The sequence below is a fragment of the Rhizobium oryziradicis genome (assembly GCF_001939045.1).
Taxonomy (GTDB): domain Bacteria; phylum Pseudomonadota; class Alphaproteobacteria; order Rhizobiales; family Rhizobiaceae; genus Allorhizobium; species Allorhizobium oryziradicis.
In genome coordinates this window covers 389629-407878 of record NZ_MKIM01000024.1, presented here as the reverse complement: position 1 = coordinate 407878, position 18250 = coordinate 389629, and the positions used below count along the sequence as shown (strand labels likewise).

General features: G+C 52.8%; 13 protein-coding genes. All 13 read left to right on the top strand.

Annotated elements, in window-relative coordinates; translation table 11 throughout:
• The first annotated feature begins 90 nt into the window (after window positions 1-90).
• The 13 genes from BJF95_RS07385 to BJF95_RS07320 all read left to right on the top strand — a co-directional run bounded on the left by BJF95_RS07385 (window position 91) and on the right by BJF95_RS07320 (window position 18212).
• Window positions 91-1347: a TadE/TadG family type IV pilus assembly protein gene (locus BJF95_RS07385; RefSeq protein ID WP_075638934.1), complete on the top strand. Its 1257-nt coding sequence runs from the start codon at window positions 91-93 to the stop codon at window positions 1345-1347.
• Window positions 1348-1670: 323 nt separating this feature from the next.
• Window positions 1671-2588 carry an AraC family transcriptional regulator gene (locus BJF95_RS07375; protein ID WP_075638933.1) on the top strand — a complete coding sequence of 306 codons (918 nt, stop codon included), beginning with the start codon at window positions 1671-1673 and terminating at the stop codon, window positions 2586-2588.
• A 134-nt stretch (window positions 2589-2722) separates the two neighbouring features.
• Window positions 2723-3637 (top strand): helix-turn-helix domain-containing protein, encoded by a 915-nt coding sequence (locus tag BJF95_RS07370; protein WP_083638729.1) that lies wholly within the window; start codon window positions 2723-2725, stop codon window positions 3635-3637.
• Window positions 3638-3800: 163 nt separating this feature from the next.
• Complete coding sequence (locus BJF95_RS07365) at window positions 3801-4709, top strand: AraC family transcriptional regulator (RefSeq protein ID WP_245297259.1); 909 nt, start codon at window positions 3801-3803, stop codon at window positions 4707-4709.
• Window positions 4710-4836: 127 nt separating this feature from the next.
• The gene (locus tag BJF95_RS07360) at window positions 4837-5493 is read left to right on the top strand and encodes a hydrolase (protein WP_075638760.1); all 657 of its coding nucleotides are present in this window, start codon (window positions 4837-4839) and stop codon (window positions 5491-5493) included.
• A gap of 237 nt (window positions 5494-5730) precedes the next feature.
• The gene (locus tag BJF95_RS07355; protein WP_075638759.1) at window positions 5731-6021 is read left to right on the top strand and encodes a XapX domain-containing protein; all 291 of its coding nucleotides are present in this window, start codon (window positions 5731-5733) and stop codon (window positions 6019-6021) included.
• Between the two features lie 50 nt (window positions 6022-6071).
• Window positions 6072-7949 (top strand): amidohydrolase, encoded by a 1878-nt coding sequence (locus BJF95_RS07350; protein ID WP_075638758.1) that lies wholly within the window; start codon window positions 6072-6074, stop codon window positions 7947-7949.
• A gap of 13 nt (window positions 7950-7962) precedes the next feature.
• Window positions 7963-8406, top strand: a complete 444-nt coding sequence (locus tag BJF95_RS07345; RefSeq protein ID WP_075638757.1) for a DoxX family protein — start codon at window positions 7963-7965, stop codon at window positions 8404-8406.
• 76 nt (window positions 8407-8482) lie between these two features.
• Complete coding sequence (locus BJF95_RS07340) at window positions 8483-9382, top strand: VOC family protein (RefSeq protein WP_075638930.1); 900 nt, start codon at window positions 8483-8485, stop codon at window positions 9380-9382.
• A gap of 168 nt (window positions 9383-9550) precedes the next feature.
• Window positions 9551-10393 (top strand): alpha/beta fold hydrolase, encoded by an 843-nt coding sequence (locus tag BJF95_RS07335; protein WP_425348679.1) that lies wholly within the window; start codon window positions 9551-9553, stop codon window positions 10391-10393.
• A gap of 120 nt (window positions 10394-10513) precedes the next feature.
• Window positions 10514-11191 carry a DUF1275 family protein gene (locus tag BJF95_RS07330; RefSeq protein ID WP_075638755.1) on the top strand — a complete coding sequence of 226 codons (678 nt, stop codon included), beginning with the start codon at window positions 10514-10516 and terminating at the stop codon, window positions 11189-11191.
• A 553-nt stretch (window positions 11192-11744) separates the two neighbouring features.
• Complete coding sequence (locus BJF95_RS07325; protein WP_139317429.1) at window positions 11745-17375, top strand: CHAT domain-containing protein; 5631 nt, start codon at window positions 11745-11747, stop codon at window positions 17373-17375.
• Window positions 17376-17393: 18 nt separating this feature from the next.
• Window positions 17394-18212 (top strand): CHAP domain-containing protein, encoded by an 819-nt coding sequence (locus BJF95_RS07320; protein WP_075638753.1) that lies wholly within the window; start codon window positions 17394-17396, stop codon window positions 18210-18212.
• The last annotated feature ends 38 nt before the right edge of the window (window positions 18213-18250 follow it).

The window sequence follows — 18250 nt, the reverse complement described above, 5'->3', positions numbered from 1 at the left end:
GTTCCCAGGGCATCGGTCAAAAAGTCGAAACCGGCTTTCAGATAAATCCGATGCTTGTCTTTGCATTTCCCCCGCTTGGAGTCTCTTTCAGTGCCGTATTCTGCCTTTTGTCTTTTCAAGTTTTTCGCACGGTTTCGTTTGTCCACCGAGGGAAATTTTGCAATTTCAACGGCTGTCCTGTTGCCGCTTGTTTTGATTACCGCAGGAGGTGCGGTTGATGTGGCAGGGGCTTTTCTGCAAAAGACGGATTTACAGGAAAGACTGGATGCAGGCGTGCTGGCTGCGGCCCAAATCCGGGATCCGTCACAACAGCGCACAACCGTTCTCAGCTTTATAGCTGCCGCAACCAAGACCTCATTAACGCCTGCAACCAATGGTTCTCAATCCATTGAGGGACAGGATACAGCATTTCAGCTCACGCTTGATGTTGGCTCCGATGGGACACTCAATGCCGGTTTGTCGACAAAATATCCAACGAATTTTCTGCCCATTGCCGGTATTAATGTGCTGCCCATAACCCTAAACGCGAGTGCGCTGTCCAAGCCTTCGCAAAACGGCTGCATCTATGTTCTTGGCAATGAAAGCCAGGCGGTTCTTATCAATTCCGGAGCCAACCTAGTTGCCAAAAACTGCACCATGTATGTGGCCTCCACAGCCAATCCAGCCTTTATCATGAACAGTGGGGCGACGATTGATACGGCAAAATTCTGCGTGAAGGGAACGAATTACATTCGCAATGGCGGAACACTGGCCAATCTCAAAACCGACTGTGCTGTATCGCCAGATCCGTATCCATCCTTGCCGGAACCCACTTTGCCAAACAATTGCACCACAAGTGGAACGCAGGACGGCAGTACCCAATCCATCAAACCTGGAATGCATTGTGAAACAACCTTCAATGGCAGCCCGACGATTACATTTCAGCCGGGATTGCACATCATTCGCGGCAGAATGATCATCAACAGCAATTCAACCGTGATTGCAAATAACGTGACGTTTTATTTCCCGGACGTCAACAGCGAGATCCGCATGAATGGCGGTATCAAAATGACCGCAAGCGCTCCCACCTCCGGCCCTTACAGCGGATTGTTGATGTTTGAAAAAACCAGCGATGCCGGCAACAATGCAAACAAGCAGCAATATGTTTTCAATGGTTCCAATGGCGAAACGCTTCAAGGCATTATCCATCTGCCCAATCGCAATGTGACCTACAATTCCACCACAAATGTGAGCAGCAAAATCACGCTGGTCGTGAATACGATGATCATGAATTCGTCGAAGTGGCAGGTTGAGCCCTATGATGGCGTAGGCGGCGGAAGCAACGGCCAAGTGCGTCTTGTGCGATGATTGTTCACATCATTCCTTCAACCAAAAGCGATTGAAGGAATTATGCAGCAAATTAAAAGTGTTATCGCGCTCTGTGTGCGCCCATTTGAGAGCAGCTTGATGGCAAGGTTGTTGATGGGTTGCAACATGTCAGTGATGGCGATTATCAGGCGCGGTAGAGCATCGCGTCTCGATGCGAGTTGCGATCAAGTGATGGATTTTAGACTAAACAGGCGTCAATTCTGCTAGACTTGAAAGTCAAAGTAGCACAGCATGAAAAGGACAACGCGAACCGTATTGCTGCGGTTATTGGACCGGGTGCTGGCGCAAAAGGCGTGGGCAGCATGACGAAGGAGACGAATGTGCATCAGGATCTGCCGCAGGAACTGTCCCTCGGGCGGTTTTTTGGTTTGGCGGATGCGCCGTGTCTGCACACGCGGCCTGTGCGGGATGCTTTGTTTGGTGTCACCTATCTTGATTGCCGCGTTGAGGCACACAGCCCGCGCGTCGTCACGCTTCCAAAACAGGATTGCTTTTTCCTGATGCTCTATCTGGAGGATACGCGCCATTGCGATCTGATGGACGATGGTTGCGAGCATCCGCTGCGGACCTATCGCAAGGGCTCTATGTGTCTGGTGGATCTGGCGGAAGGTGCGTCCATTCGGTTGTATGAGACGCTGCAATCTTTGGCCTTTATCATTCCGCGTGCTCTTTTGGCCGAAGTCTCGGAGTTTTCGAGCGCGCCAGCGGCACGAAGCCTGCGATGCTTACGCGGAACGCCGGATGATGTGGTGTTCAGTTTGGGTAAGGTGCTTTTGCCGCTGCTTGATCAACAGCAGTTTGCGCCGTCGCCGGTGCTTGGACATGTGGCAGTGGCCATTTGTGCTCATCTTTTGCACCGGCACGGCGATATAAAAGACCCGCAAGAATCGGGTTTTTCTGAGTTTCAGGAGAAAAAGACCACAGATTTGTGGATCAAGGATTTTGACAACAATACTGAACTCGACGCAATGACGCATGCAGCGGGCCTGCCGATTGCCCATTTTTCCAAGGCGTTTCAATTGGCTAAGGGGCAAACCCTTCAGGCCTGGCTGATCCTTTATCGCGTCGCTCTGGCAAAGCGTTATCTGGCAGAGCATGAGCACAGCTTTCACGAGATCGCCTCTTTGTCGGGTTTTCGCGATCCGGCTCATTTTTTTGATGATTTCACAACCGTCACAGGTTTGTCGCCTGAGGTTTGGCGTAAACGCTGGTTGAATTGATGGGGTATCGAGAACGACGGAAAAGAGTGAAGTCTGCGATTGGCGCGCCGCACTTTATCGTTTTCGCGCATGGTCGCTACCGCTTCGATGATCTGGATTGAACACGACATGCATCAGGGAGTTGAGTAACCGTTATGAACATCAGCGTGGCAACCGACGCGATTTCATCCACATGTGAGAGCCAGCAGAGTGCTGGCGAGACAGGCATCGCGGGCGGGATCGTTCAGGATGGCATCGTGATAAGCCGGGTGCGATCCGACCTTAATGAGGCTGGACATGTCCGAATCATGCCGCGGGTGGATGCCTTTGATGTCAGCATTGAGATGCAGGCCCTTGCGAAAGTGAAGCGTTGGCGTCGCGGAACACTTGTGTCCTGCGGCGCGCAAGCCAAGGCATCCATGGTCATTGCTGATCTCACCAATGGCTGGCAGGTTCAGCATTTTTCTGCGTTTGACACCGTTCATTTTCACATTCCCTTTGATCGGCTGAGCAATTTTGCTCAAGACGCGGGGCACCCGTTGTTGACGGCGCTCTCCTGTGATCAGGTTCAGATCGACCCCGTCATGTTTGGCCTGGCGCAGGCGCTTCTGCCATCGCTGGACGATCCAACTGCGGCCAATTTGCTGTTTATCGAGCGCATAAACCTCGCGGTTCTTGCGCATTTGAGCCAGACCTATGGCGGCGTCTATTTTCCCACCGAGAAAAAAGGCACCCTGGCACCGTGGCAAGAGCGGCGGGTGAAGGAGTTTTTGGAGGCGAATTTCAGCCAACCCATCGCTATTGCAGATCTTGCTGATATATGCGAACTTTCACGCAGTTACTTTATCAAGGCCTTCAAGGAAAGTTTTGGCGAAACACCCTATCGATGGCTGTCAAAATACCGGGTTTCGCGCGCAAGAAGCATGTTGCTGAGTGATTATTCGATCGCGGAAATCGCGATCGCCTGCGGCTTTGCCGATCAAAGTCATATGACGCGGATTTTCACGGAGTTTATGGGGTTGGCACCGGGGCAATATCGCCGTCACAACCGATCCGATCTCAATGATTGAAGACCCGTGCATTCGGAACACAAGATTTTTTTGCAAGACGCCCGACTTTTCCGCAAGAACCATTGATCGCCTTTCGGTATGAGTGCCATAACTATTTAGATTTTATACATAATTTAGCCATTGACGTGATCAGGCTTGCAAGAATTATGTCTCCGGAGCTGGGATGATGGATCAGATTTTGCTAAAAAAAACGACGTTGCCGCGTGATAACCTTGGCTGTTCACGCGATAAGCTCAGTGTCGATCAGTCCATTTCCAATGGACGGATGAATTTTTACCGTAAAGGTGCATTGAGCGCGCCAAAAGAGCAGGTGGTGACGCCTGCCAACAGCCGGGGCTATTTGCTGGGCGTATCTGCCGCCAACGGGCATCGGCGGCGCATTTTTCACGAGCATCATTCGACTTTGCATGATTTTGAGGCGAATTCTGTTTACCTTCGCAGTTTCACGCAGGATTATCGCGCTGATCTGCGTGGATCATTTGATTTTATGTTGCTCGAAGTGAGTGAAGCAGCCTTGGCGATGATGGCAGATGAGGCCGATATCAAAGGGGCTGTTGCGCTGGAATGCGTGCAGCAACGTCCTGATCCGGTGCTTGGCGGCTTGCTGGCGGCGCTGTTTTCTTCCGTGGATGGTGAGATCAACAAGAGCGCGCTTTTTGTCGATCAGCTTTCGGTGGCCATCATTATTCATCTGGCACAACATTACGGCAATCAACCCGCGCAATCCTCAAGCAGTCGGCGCATGCTTTCGACAAGGCTTCAGGCGGAACTTCAGGCGCAGGTGCGCAGCAATCTTGATGGTCAGCTTTCGATCGAAGAGATGGCGCGAACCTGCAATCTCTCCACGCGGGCATTTCTACAGGCCTTTCGCGACACAACCGGAACCACTCCCCATCAATGGTTGACACAGGAGCGGATTGAAAAGGCCAAAGACGTGATGCTGGAGTCCGCTTTGCCCCTGAAAGAGATTGCAATCCTGTGCGGCTTTGCCGATCAGAGCCATTTTACCCGTGTTTTCACCAGAGCGACGGGGGCAACGCCAGCCTCCTGGCGGCGTATTCGACAATTTTAAGGTGCGGCGAAATTTGACAATTGAAATGTACAAAAAGGAGTTTCTATCAACAAGACGTCCATAATTGGTTGCATCATAATCCGCCCATTGCTGAAGACCACTTCAAGCCAGCGGAGATTATCTGATTATGACTTTGAACGCCACACCCACACCAGGCCCAAAGCTGTTGACGCCCAAGGATCACACGCTCATCCTGATTGATTTTCAATCGCAAATGGCGTTTGCCACCAAAAGCATTGATGCCGTTAATCTGCGCAACAATGCAGCCCTCATCTCGCATGGTGCCAAGGGCTTTGGCGTTTCCACCATTTTGACCACAGTTGCGGAAAAGAGCTTTTCCGGCCCGATGTTCAGCGAAATCACCGAGGCTTTTCCCGGTCAGTCCCTGTTTGATCGCACCTCGATGAACACATGGGAAGATGCAGCCGTTATCGACGAAGTCAACCGCCTCGGCAAAAAGCGCATTGTGCTGGCCGGTCTTTGGACGGGCGTTTGCATCGTCGGTCCTGCGCTGTCGGCCATCGACCAGGGCTTTGAGGTTTACGTTATCGCTGATGCCTGCGGCGATGTATCGGATGAAGCCCACAACCGCGCCATGGACCGCATGGTGCAAGCCGGTGCGCAGCCAATGACCTCGGTGCAATATCTGCTGGAATTGCAGCGCGATTGGGCGCGCACGGAAACCTATGACATGACCACCGGCATTGCCAAGAAATATGCTGGCTCCTACGGCATTGGCATTACCTATGCCAAGTCGATGTTTGGTGCCTCCGAAGGCCATTAAGCTGGTGCAAGACACGACATCCGGCGCGAGTTTGCTTGCGCCGGTCTCCTTTGCTCCCAAATGTGCTGGTCGCATATTGCATCATTCTTTAAACCGAAATCGGTTCAAAAAATAAAATTATGAAGCGAAAATAAAGAGTTAAAGAGAATTTTTGTGCGTCATGTATGGCGCACGGCGCTGTAGCGTCGGCCGCATCGTGTCGATTGCGTAAAGCGCATCCCACTCAAGGAAACGTCGATGAAGATCTATCTTTTCTCGCTCGCGGCAGGTTTGCTCGTTGGCATCATCTACAGTCTCATCAATGTTCGCTCGCCTGCGCCGCCGGTTGTGGCGTTGGTTGGCCTGTTGGGCATTCTGGTTGGCGAGCAGATTGTGCCGATCGCCAAAGGCCTCTGGAAGAATGAGCCCGCAGCAACGTCATGGCTGCACCAGATCAAACCGCATGTGTTTGGCCATTTGCCAAAGGGCAATGACGGCGCTGCGCGCGCGTCTGTTCTGGACGCTGAGAAGACGAAAAATTTGAGCTGAGGTGGCCGCAGACCGGCACCGCACATTTTGTTAGACATTGGAGATCTTCCATGACCGCAGACCTTATTCTCCACCACGGCCTTGTCACGACCCTTGATCGCGAAAACCCGACAGCCTCGGCAATTGCCATCAAGGATGGGAAGTTTATCGCCGTGGGTCGAGATCACGACATCATGGCGTTTGCCGGTCCTGAGACGAAGATTGTTGATCTGAAGGGCAAGCGTGTGTTGCCGGGCCTGAATGACAACCACACCCATGTTGTGCGCGGTGGCTTGAACTTCAATATGGAACTGCGCTGGGACGGCATTCGCTCGCTAGCCGATGCGATGAACATGCTGAAGCGGCAAGTGGCGGTGACGCCTGCGCCGCAATGGGTGCGGGTGATTGGCGGCTTTACCGAGCATCAGTTCGTGGAAAAGCGCCTGCCGACCATTGATGAAATCAACGCGATTGCCCCCGATACGCCGGTTTTCCTGCTGCATCTTTATGATCGCGCCTTGTTGAATGCTGCCGCCGTGCGGGCTGTTGGCTACACCAAAGACACGCCCAATCCGCCCGGTGGCGAAATTACCCGCGATGCCAAGGGCAATCCCACCGGCCTGTTGCTGGCCAAGCCCAATGCGGGCATTCTTTATTCCACGCTGGCCAAAGGCCCGAAGCTGCCTTTTGAGTATCAGGTTAATTCCACCCGCCATTTCATGCGTGAGCTCAACCGTCTTGGCATCACCAGCGTGATTGACGCTGGTGGCGGATTTCAAAACTATCCCGATGATTATGCGGTGATTCAAAAACTGGCTGATGAGCAGCAGATGACGGTGCGGCTTGCCTATAATCTGTTTACGCAAAAGCCCAAGGAAGAAAAGGAGGACTTTTTGAAATGGACCTCCTCGGTCAAATACAAACAGGGCGATGATTATTTCCGCCACAATGGCGCTGGCGAAATGCTGGTGTTCTCAGCCGCCGATTTTGAAGATTTCCGCGAGCCGCGTCCCGATATGGCCCCGGAGATGGAAGAGGATCTGGAAGGCGTTGTGCGCATTCTGGCCGAAAACCGTTGGCCGTGGCGTCTCCATGCCACCTATGATGAGACCATTTCGCGCGCCCTTGATGTGTTTGAAAAGGTCAATCAGGATATCCCGCTCGATGGCCTCAACTGGTTCTTTGACCATGCCGAGACCATCTCGGATCGCTCCATCGACCGTATTGCAGCGCTGGGCGGCGGCATTGCCGTGCAGCACCGCATGGCCTATCAGGGTGAATATTTCGTCGAGCGCTATGGCTTTGGTGCCGCCGAAGCAACGCCGCCCGTTGCCAAAATGCTGGAAAAGGGCGTGCCGGTGTCAGCTGGCACCGATGCCACCCGCGTTGCCTCTTACAATCCTTGGGTCTCGCTTTCGTGGATGATCACCGGCAAGACCGTCGGCGGCATGAACCTTTATCCCCGCGCCAATTGCCTTGATCGTGAAACGGCACTGAGGATGTGGACGGAGAAGGTTCAATGGTTCTCTAACGAAGAAGGCAAAAAGGGCCGGATCGAAAAGGGCCAGTTTGCGGATCTGATCGTGCCCAGTCAGGATTTCTTCGCTTGCGCCGAAGACGAGATCAGCTTTCTCACCTCAGACCTGACCATGGTGGGTGGCAAGATTGTTTATGGTGCGGGCGATTTTGCCGGTCTGGATGAAAACCCTCTGCCGCCCGCCATGCCGGATTGGTCGCCTGTGCGCACGTTTGGCGGTTATGGTGGTTGGGCAGAGCCAGACGGTGCCGGTCGCAACTCGTTGCGCAGACACGCAATTTCCTCATGCGGATGCGCGAGCAATTGCGGTGTGCATGGCCATGACCACGCCGGTGCATGGACATCGAAACTGCCAATTGCCGATCTCAAGGGCTTCTTTGGCGCACTTGGCTGCTCGTGCTGGGCTGTTTAAACGGGAGAAAAACATGCTCGGACGTGTTGAAAGGCCTATCGCACAAGCCATCGCACCCTTTGTAAAAAGCAGAGTCCTGTTCTGGATCGGATTGCTGGGCCTTTGCTCCGCCTATCTACAGGGGAGCCTGATGAAGCTCTTCGATTTTGAATCGGCGATTGCCGAAATGCAGCATTTCGGGCTTTGGCCTGCCGCTCCGTTCGCGGCCGCTGTCATCGTTTTTGAGCTTGTTTGCTGCCTGTTGGTTTTAAGCGGTTTTTGCCGGTGGCTCGGTGCGTTGGCCCTTGCGCTGTTCACACTGGCGGCAACATTTGTGGCACTCCGCTTTTGGCAGTTGCCGCCTGGTCCCGATCGCATGATGGCGACCAACGGCTTTTTTGAACATCTCGGCCTGGTGGGTGCGTTCATCCTCGTGGCCTTGAACGATCTTCGACACAAAGCAGATCGCGTTGCATGAATTGGCCAGCCTGCTGGCCGATGGATAACGCTCATCTGCCCATATGTCTGACGACCACCAGAACAAGGAAATTGTTATGAAACAATCGATTAAAGGCACGGTCCTAAAACTCTTGGCCACGGCTGTCGTCAGTGTTGGGCTGCATGGCGCGGCCTTGGCCGATGACACGCAAATCGGTGTCGCGCCACAATATGACACCACCCATGTCTATGTTGCGCCAAAGAATGTTGACGCATTTTCCCGCAGCTTTTTGGCGACATTTGGCGGCAAAAGCACCAAGCAGGTGGTGGCAACCGTAACCCCAACACCCAGCAAAACCACATCGCAATTGCTGCAGACACCAGTAGGCACTGTATCCCTGTTTGGCTTCAAGACACCGGTTCCCTATCCGTTTGGTCTGGAGCGCACCGGATATCTCGTCAAGGATATGGATGTTGCCGTGAAGCAGGCAATAGCGGCTGGCGCGGAGGTGGTGGTCGCACCATTTCCGGATCCAATTGGCCGCGATGCGGTCATTCGGTGGCCGGGCGGCGTGAATATGCAGCTTTATTGGCACACGACGACGCCTCATTATCAGGCGCTCGAGACTGTCCCCGACAACAGGGTCTATTTGTCTTCGCAAAAAGCAGATGCATTCGTCGCCAGCTTTGTGGCCTTTTCCGGCGGTCATGTTGTGTCAGACACGCCGAATGCGCCCGGTGTTACCATCGGACGACCCAATGAAACCTATCGTCAGATTCGCCTGACATCCGCATTTGGCAATATCGTCGCTTTCGTCACCGATGGACATCTGCCCTATCCCTATGGACGAGAAATGACCGGCTATGCCGTGCCTGACCTGCGCCAAACGCTGAGCAAGGCGAAAAAGTCTGGAGCAGAAATTCTTGTGCAACCCGTCACCTCCAACGGCGTCGAAACGGCGATGGTCAAGTTTCCAGGCGGTTATGTTGCCGAAATTCATAGCACCTCTCACTGAAACTGGCTGTGTGCGCGCAGCACACTTGAAAGGGGCCTCGCGATGGCAAATCTCTTGCTCTCCCGTCGTCAAACTCTGATTGTAGGGGGCAGCGCCTCGCTTGTGATGATTGCGCCGGCTTTTGCAGCAATGAAGACCAACTCTCAGCCAACCCATGGAGCTATCCCAATGACAGAAAATTTTGTAAAAACCAAAGACGGTGTCGATATTTTCTATAAGGATTGGGGTCCAAAAGACGCTCAGCCCATCGTTTTCCATCACGGCTGGCCGCTGTCATCCGATGATTGGGATGCGCAAATGCTGTTCTTTGTGCAAAATGGCTTTCGCGTTATTGCCCATGATCGTCGCGGCCATGGCCGCTCGGCACAAGTGAGCGACGGCCATGATATGGACCATTACGCCGCCGATGCCGCCGCCGTTTTTGAGCATCTGAATCTCAAGAATGCCGTGCATATTGGCCATTCCACCGGCGGCGGCGAAGTGGCCCGCTATGTTGCGCAGTTTGGTGAGCCGCAGGGCCGGGTTGCCAAGGCCGTTCTGGTCAGTGCCGTGCCGCCATTGATGCTGAAAACTGCATCAAACCCTGGTGGTTTGCCAATGGAGGTGTTTGATGGTTTCCGCTCTGCGCTGGCCGCCAATCGCGCTCAATTCTTCCTCGATGTGCCTTCTGGCCCATTTTACGGCTTTAACCGTGATGGAGCAAAGGTCTATCCGGGCGTGATCAACAACTGGTGGCGTCAGGGCATGATGGGGAGCGCCAAGGCCCATTACGATGGCATCAAGGCGTTTTCGGAAACCGACCAGACTGAAGATCTGAAAAAGATCACCGTGCCAACCTTGGTGATGCATGGTGATGACGATCAAATTGTGCCAATCGAAGACACCTCGAAGCTCGCCGTCAAGCTGCTGAAAAACGGCACGTTGAAGGTCTACAAGGGCTATTCCCACGGCATGCTGACCGTGAACGCCGATGTGATCAACCCCGACTTGCTTGCCTTTATCAAGAGCTGATCCGCCTGCGTGCCCCGCCGACAGGCCGGGGCACGTCCGCCATGCCTAGAGTCTGTCTGGTTCAATTTAACTCTGACAGACTCTAGGAACGCTTGGCTTCAAAAATAAAAAGGAAACACCATGGCCAAGCCACATCTTGCCGTTGTTCTAAGCCTCAATGCTGGTTACGTCGATACAATGGGCTTTCTCGCCCTTGCCGGACTTTTTACCGCGCATGTCACCGGAAACTTTGTCACGCTGGGTGCTGCCAGTGTTTTTGGCAGCAGTGGCGGTTTGGCCAAGTTGCTGGCGCTGCCGGTATTTTGCATCATTGTTCTGCTGACCGGGCTGCTCATGCTACGCCTGAAGCAAGGGCGTGAGGAAAAGATTCGGCTTTTGCTGGTGATACAATTGCTTTTTCTGATCGCCGCCGCCGTTATGGCGGTCCTCCATGGCCCACTACAGCGCAGCGATCAATACACTGAGGTCACCATCGGCATGACACTGGTGATTGCCATGGCCATTCAAAATGGCCTGCACCGCATTCACCTCGGAAAACTGCCACCCACCACCCTGATGACCGGCACCACCACACAGATCATGCTGGATGCGGCTGAGCTACTCAACGGCAGTGCGGGCAGCCACCGACCTGCTATTATCGGTCGCATGAAGCGCATGATCGCCAATCTCGCCGCTTTCGCCATCGGCTGCGCAGGAGCCGCCATTGCCATCACGGTGTTAGGGATGTGGTGCTTCGTTATTCCACCGGTCATTCAGGCAATTGCGTTTTTCACCGAAACCGCTGAACCAGACGCATAATATTGCCTACCTCGACAGCGAGTTTCCACTGAGATCAAAATAGCTGCCCAAGAAAAGAAAAAGCTGGCCTCATGAGCAGTCATGGGGCCTTTGCCGTGCGATTAAGGCCAAGAAACACTCAGCAGACTTTTGCCGCAGCAAAAGCATAAATTGCATATCATATTGAATGAAAAGAGAGAATTGGCTGGGGAGCCTGGATTCTCACATGATTTCAATGGCTTAACGAAAACGCCTTTGAATTCCCTGTGTTTCCCTGCCGCGAGCGACCGTGGATGCCACCTTTGTGCCCTGGCTTTGGGCCTCAGTCAACAGAGGCAGGGACGGTAATTATTTCCGGATGCAAGCAGCGCTAGCATTGATCTTGAACACTGATCAAAAAATTAAATTTCCTGAGTGAACAATAATTTGGGCTGCAAGCGCCTATCAGCGACGGGTAGATTTGGTCCGGCGTCGCCGCTTTAAAAATCACGTTGACTGAGATAGATACAGAACACATTCTCTATCACAGGTTTTATTCTTGGGCGGAGGGACCGTTACCTTGGGGGAGGGAGATTTGAGCCGCATCACTAGAGTTATTTTTGCTGCCATTCTCATTTTATCTTTTATGCCGATACGGTTCATGGCGATCGCTGCTGATAGCCCTTCAACGATGTCGGCTATCCTTGCGTGCGAAGGTAATGGGCAGTCCCGTAGGGAGTGTTTCAGCGTTGCTCTTCGAAGAGTTTCTTCAATAATCCCAAGGGCTTACAAAGGTCAGGTGCTCTACACGGACATCCTTTTAAAAGACTTGGAATCCGAGGCCACGCTCTTTAACGAAAGCCATCTAGCCCTCGGCCTTATGATTGCCGAAACGCTGGATGGCGCGGATGTGCAGTCAATTCGTGGCACACTGCAAGATGTTTGTAGTCTTTCTTTGAAAGAGGCTTCGAATGACCGCAATATTGTATGTGATGTTTCGCACATGCTTGGCATGCTGCTTGATACGACTGACGAGGTCCTTCAGGATCCATTAGGAAACCCATCTCCGGATAATGTTAAAGCGAGATTATCCGCAGTAAACGATATCCTTCGAAAGGTAACCAAACTTCTTCCGCCTCCTGTCAACGGGCAAAATAGTGTATGCTCTTCAAGGGTGAATTTCCAGTCAGAATGCTTGCCGGTTATGGCGGCACTCGTCTTAGGGATTGAGGTTTCTTCACAGTCGAACAGCGACAGGGCAGCGGCTGTATTGAGCAAACTTTTGCCTGCAATTGTTGATGGCCCTTTGGGGGATAGCCCATTCTTTGTAAAGTTCATTGTGGACAGCGCTCAACGAGTGGCAATAAGCGTCCCCATTGGCGACGACAGTCCACATTCCATTGTCGAAATGCTTATGGCGGCCTTTGATCTTGCCAAAGACAAGGGCGCGGATGTGCAAACCAAGGGCGAAGTCGGCGAAGCGCTTGTTAGTGCGGCGTCCAGTTACAAGTCTAGCGGAGTAAGCGAAGCGGATCGAGAAATGATATCCCGTCGGGCGATCGAGATCTTCAAGGCTTTTGATGCGATTCCCGATCCAACTTCCCGTGATGAGAAGTACAGCAGGGCAGTCGATGCCCTTACCACGATGAATCTTGAAGACCTTGCCTTCCAGGCATTGATTGGGCGCTTGGGCACAGAAGGAACTGACTTAAGCGGAACCATATCGCAGGCAAAGTTAGTTAAGTCTATTGCAGGCCTGCCAGGGCGGGAAGAACAGGCGCGTGATCTTGCATTGCAAATAGGGCCTAAACTTCTTCAGCTTCCGAGAGAAACACCGGAGTTGGCAACTGTCCTCGGGGAGTTGGGGCAAATGCTGCTCTTCTCGGAAAAGGTGAGAGTGTTCAAAGACGTCTGCAACATCTCTCCAAATATAGAACTCGCAGCAAAGATGCTCCACTTTTCGCTCTCAATCCTTGAGGACGAGAAGATACGGGCTAGCTACGAGAACGTGGGATTGGAGCCTGTTGTAAAAGACTTTGTGCGAGAGTTGGATGACCCAGCGCGTGCGCCGGGAGCCATCCGTTTTGATGCCGTGTTCAACTGTCTTAACACCATCGATCAAGTCCATGCGGTGACGGACAAGCTAGTCGATGAAGCACGAGCGACAAAGTCACCAGTTGTTCTAGCGCGAGCTTATCAAAAGGCGCTGACGATCGCGAAGAATTTTCTCGACGATCGCGAAGTCCGCAAAACCAATAGTGACCTAAGGCAGGTTGCCGACATGGTCGCTCAGTGGGTCGGTGCGTTGTGGTCGATCGACCCGGTTGAAGAGACGATCTCGGAGCTACAGGCTGATGTTCATCACAATATATTTTTGACGGCCTTGGGGACAGGTATCACGCAGCCATTTACTGATCTTATCGATGAGCGCCTTGCAGTTAAGCGTAGTAAGTTAGATGGGAATTACTTGCATATTGCTCAGCTATTGGCGACAGATGTTTCACTACGTCAACGTGCCATAAAACCGGACGGCGACAGTGTTGGAATGAAATCACTTTTATTACTTTTTGCCGATCACGGAAGAGAACATGAAGCACTCCAATTGTATCGGAATTTGCCTCCGCAAACGGACAATATTTTTTATGGAGCATTCTTTTCAAAGCTGTCGATGACTTCTCTCCAAAAGATTAAGAGCTTTCTTCCGTCTTCTCTCTCAACGGCAGCGCTTGATCGGTTGGATAGCGAGATTAGGAAAAAGCAGGTGGCTGCACTCTCGCCCGCGGCCATGAGAGTCTTCGTTGCCAGCGCGGACGAAAAGGAAATCATCAGCGAGGCACCGGCAATTGTTTCGGTTACTTTGCTAGCAGGCGGGGATACGGAGTTACGCCTTCTCCTGAAAGAATTGCATTCAAGTGCTAGTATCGGAGCGTTGATCCTTGAGGCTACGAGGCACAAAAGGTTCGAGTTAGCGGAAGAATTTGCCGATCAGCTCTTACCGGCCGACGATCTGAGTAGAATTCTCTCACACTTGAAAGGCTTGGAACCGGGAGAGAAATCGGCAGCTCTCCTTCGAAAGGCTGAATCACTTCTGATGGGTATTGAAGATCAGGCCTCCAAGCAAGCTTTGGCGGCCAGACTGTCGATGTCCGCCTTGATTAAAGAGGATTGCAATAGTGCCCTTCGCTTTTCATCCATTGCATTGAGCTCTGTTCGGTCGGGCAGCAGCGTTTTCGCCGCGCTGGACGGCATGATGCCCCTGTTTAAGTGCGGACAAGGCCAGGAAGCGGATAGGCTTCTGGCTGCAGCTGGACCATATTCGGAAAATCTCGACCTTCTGCCTCGCTTGGCGGTACGGCTCTTTGACAGTGGCGAGGTCGTGAAAGCCAATGAGGTCTTGTCGCTAGCGATCGACGCTGCCAAATCGGCGCCAGCGAAAAACAGCAATTCCTTTTCGTTACTTCTTTCGGCATCCACTCATATTAAATGCGAGGACTTCGCCGACGGTGTGGCCCAAGCCCTTTATCCCAAGCCGACGCGAGCTTCGAACGCTCTCGATGCAGGCCTTATCAAGGCCTACGGAGAGGCTAGGTCCGTCATCGCGGAAAGTCTGGCCAATTCTGGTCTGCTAGAGAAATCGGCCGATTTCTTAACCTATACCACCGAGCTTCCAAAAGAGGATCGGTCCAACATTGCTGCAAAAATCGTCAATGATTTGTTGGATCGAGGCGTGGATCCCGACGCCATATCCACGAACATGCGCAGTCTGCTAACCAGCAAAGCTCGAAGCGAATACGAATATGATATGCTGGTTAGAGTAAAGGCTCTCGCGCGGCTTGGGGCGTTCGATGAGGCTGTGGCTTTAGTAAATACGTTTGGGACGGCAGATAATCGAGTCGATGGCATAATGGCGATCGCCGAGACGCTACCTGAGGATATTAGAGCTATGCCGCTGGCGCGTCGGCTATTTGGGGAGGCGATGCAGTCGGCGACGCAGATTGCGAACGCTTCTCCACGCAGTCGCTACCTAGCAAAGATTGCCAGCGGTTTTTGGACGGTTGATGAATTTCGGGAAGAAGCCCTTGCTGCAACTCGTGTTAAAACAAATGACGATCAGCGCGTTCGCGACGATCTGGCAGAAATCCTTGAGTTGACAACCGCGCTTCAGGAAGACGCCCCTGCAAACGAAGCATTCGCGGAGGTTTTAGTCGATGTCGGAAAGGCTCTTGATGAGATTGGTTGGGCAAAGGAAACATCGACTGTAAGGCATGCGTTACTGTCGAGGCCGTTCCTAATCGATAACGAACGGATTGAGAATTTCGCTTACAGCAAAGATAAAGCATCTGACTACAAGCCTAGCGGCATCGATATTGCATCCGAACTGGCAAAAAAGCCTCCCGAAGACGCGCTGCGTTACCTGACAGATGACTATGTTGGGAACGACATCAGCGATCTTCCTGTCCTCCGGCTTAGCTTGAACATTGGAAAGGAGTCGTACCTCGCAAGATTGTCGCGGGATCCCCTTGAACAGGTCACTGCGCCTCGGGCGCTGCCGATATTGCCAAACGCGATAGCGGAAAATTACATGCGGGCGCTCGCTCAGGAATACACGGCAGAAGCGGACACTACTCGGGCCACCGCGCTGGCAAGAGAGGCGTTGGAGGTCATAGCATCCTCTCACCAGAGCGCAGCGGCGACAGCGTATTTTCGAGGCAAAGCTCTGCGAAAAATCTCGCTGGGCGATGCTACCGGTACGGTTCTGAATGGTTCGAGATGGAGACGGTTGCGACAGATCTTATATGAGCAGCTAAAACAGTCGTCGAAGACTGAAAATCCGCTGCAAACAGACGTTATCCAGCAGATCAAGGAATCTGCAGTTTCCATTTTTCATGATACGCCGCTGCTATTCGGGTTTGTAGAGACCTTCGCAAGGGCTGTGGCCGACGCCTCTGGCCGCATTCCGGACCAATTGAACGGTATCGGAAAAGACGAGGCCCTGATTCACTATCGCATTATGGGTGATGCAGTCTATGCGGTTGTCGCAACACGAGAACGCACGGAGTTGCATGTTCTCACAAACCGCGAATTTGATGCAGTCAAGCTTTCACAACTTGTAGGAACGGTAAGAAAGAGCATCGAAGATTCTTCCAAGCCGATGCAGTCAGGGCAAGAGAGTGAATATTACGTATTTGATTTCGAAGCGTCGACGCAGCTATACAAGCATCTTATAGAGCCATTGATGCCGGCGATCGCCGACAAGCGTCGACTGATCTTAATCCCCGATGGCGAACTGTTAGATCTCTCTTTTGCGCTGTTAACAGCGCAAAAGCCCGACGTGTTCGCAGGTGTAGAGGCCTATCGAAATGCACCCTGGCTGGTTTCCAAATTCTCAATTGAGACGGTACCTTCGCTAGCGATCTGGCGTCTGAACGAGGGAGGCTCGAAAGAGGTCCACAACGGGACGTTTCTTGGCTTGGGCAATCCGATGTTCGCAAATAAACATGCGGTCACCGTTGACTGTGAAAAGGTGTTCGAAGGGGCGTCCCGTCGTGCGCGGGCCTATCCCATCGAAGGGAGCGTCTACATGCCTGGTTCAAGGGGAGAGATAGACCAGATCGCGGATTCCAGCGTACTTGGAGGGCTTGTTTCACTTCCCGAAACGGAATGCGAGCTGAACTACATGGCCTCGCAATTCCAGCATGCAGATGTATGGACACAGGCAACGGCCCGTGAAAACAGGCTAAAGAAATTGAACGAAAGTGGCGAACTGGCGCGGTACGAAGTGATCGCCTTCGCGACGCATGCGATCCGCGCAAACGGCGCGAATGCACCCGGTATTGTTTTGACTCCCCCCGGTGATTCCGATCAAGAAGATGATGGGCTCCTGATCCCCGATGAGATCGCTCAATTCCGGATCGGAGCCCGCTTCGTCATCCTCTCCGCATGTTCGACTGGCGCCGGCAGTGCTATCTCCCAGGAAGCATTTTCCGGCCTGACAAGCTCCTTTCTTCTCGCTGGTACGCAAAATGTTCTTGTTTCGTCCTGGGACGTCGATTCCCAGGCCACGGCGCGGATCCTGGCCGGAATGATGGATGGGGTCGTGGCCGGGAATGACGGCATTGCCGGCTCGCTCCAAGCGTCGATGAAGGCGATGCTTTCATCGGCCAAATCGATAAGGGAAGCCCACCCGGTCTACTGGGCAGCTTTCGCGGTTGTCACGACGAATTGAAATGGTAGGGAGGTGGACATGACTCATTGCGGACGTAGATCTCTTCTGAGCTTAGCATTCGGAGCAGCCAGCGCGCAGTTCCTAACTCCGCGTTGGGCTCAGGCGGTTCCTGAGCTTTTTGGCCAAGCGCCGCCGGTTGGGTTTGAGCCCGATGTGATCGTGCCGACTCTGGATGAGCTGCTCGCAAATGCCCCACCTGCAAGAGGCAATGAGCCGCCCTACCGTGACGAGGTAAAGCTCGCACGCCTGATTTTATCGCGGGCGCCGACCAATGCGACGGCATTCAACGTCGCGCAGTTCTATTACAGCCTGTCTACTGGCCTGATGGACGATGAGTTAGGTGCCAATTCTTTTACCTATGGCACAGAGTGGCCCGTTAGAGCAAATCCACTGATTGTCAGCTTTTTCGATGCTACCTTACTGCGTACGCCAAATGGCGACATAACTCCCTGGTGTGCAGCATTCGTGAACTCCTGCATCGAGCAAGGACTACGGGGTCGCAGTAATTCGGCTACAATTGGAGGTACGAGAAGCGCCGCCGCATTATCATTCAGCGACTGGGGGACGGGCACAGAGAAACCGACGCAAGGAGACATTGTCGTTTTTCAACACAAGCGAAAGGCGGCAAATGGGCATGTTGGCTTCTTTGTCACCGAAGTTGAAAACGGGATTTATATACTCGGCGGGAACCAGATGCCTTTACGTTCAAAGCTGGCGGATGGCACCTACGAAGCCAGAAATACTGGCGAAATAAACGTGAAATTTATGCCACGAGATGGAAAGGATCTCAGGCTTTTGACGTTTCGCACCCATCCAAGTCTACATGACGCGATCTAGTTTCAGATGGTGGCGACCCTTTGCAATTCTGAAAGCAA

Bases quoted from the DNA above. Each gene is read 5' to 3' on its own strand.
- BJF95_RS07320 (WP_075638753.1), top strand. From the start codon at position 17,394: ATGACTCATTGCGGACGTAGATCTCTTCTGAGCTTAGCATTCGGAGCA.
- BJF95_RS07340 (WP_075638930.1), top strand. From the start codon at position 8,483: ATGAAACAATCGATTAAAGGCACGGTCCTAAAACTCTTGGCCACGGCT.
- BJF95_RS07370 (WP_083638729.1), top strand. From the start codon at position 2,723: ATGAACATCAGCGTGGCAACCGACGCGATTTCATCCACATGTGAGAGC.
- BJF95_RS07360 (WP_075638760.1), top strand. From the start codon at position 4,837: ATGACTTTGAACGCCACACCCACACCAGGCCCAAAGCTGTTGACGCCC.
- BJF95_RS07330 (WP_075638755.1), top strand. From the start codon at position 10,514: ATGGCCAAGCCACATCTTGCCGTTGTTCTAAGCCTCAATGCTGGTTAC.
- BJF95_RS07335 (WP_425348679.1), top strand. From the start codon at position 9,551: ATGACAGAAAATTTTGTAAAAACCAAAGACGGTGTCGATATTTTCTAT.
- BJF95_RS07350 (WP_075638758.1), top strand. From the start codon at position 6,072: ATGACCGCAGACCTTATTCTCCACCACGGCCTTGTCACGACCCTTGAT.
- BJF95_RS07365 (WP_245297259.1), top strand. From the start codon at position 3,801: ATGATGGATCAGATTTTGCTAAAAAAAACGACGTTGCCGCGTGATAAC.
- BJF95_RS07355 (WP_075638759.1), top strand. From the start codon at position 5,731: ATGAAGATCTATCTTTTCTCGCTCGCGGCAGGTTTGCTCGTTGGCATC.
- BJF95_RS07375 (WP_075638933.1), top strand. From the start codon at position 1,671: ATGACGAAGGAGACGAATGTGCATCAGGATCTGCCGCAGGAACTGTCC.
- BJF95_RS07345 (WP_075638757.1), top strand. From the start codon at position 7,963: ATGCTCGGACGTGTTGAAAGGCCTATCGCACAAGCCATCGCACCCTTT.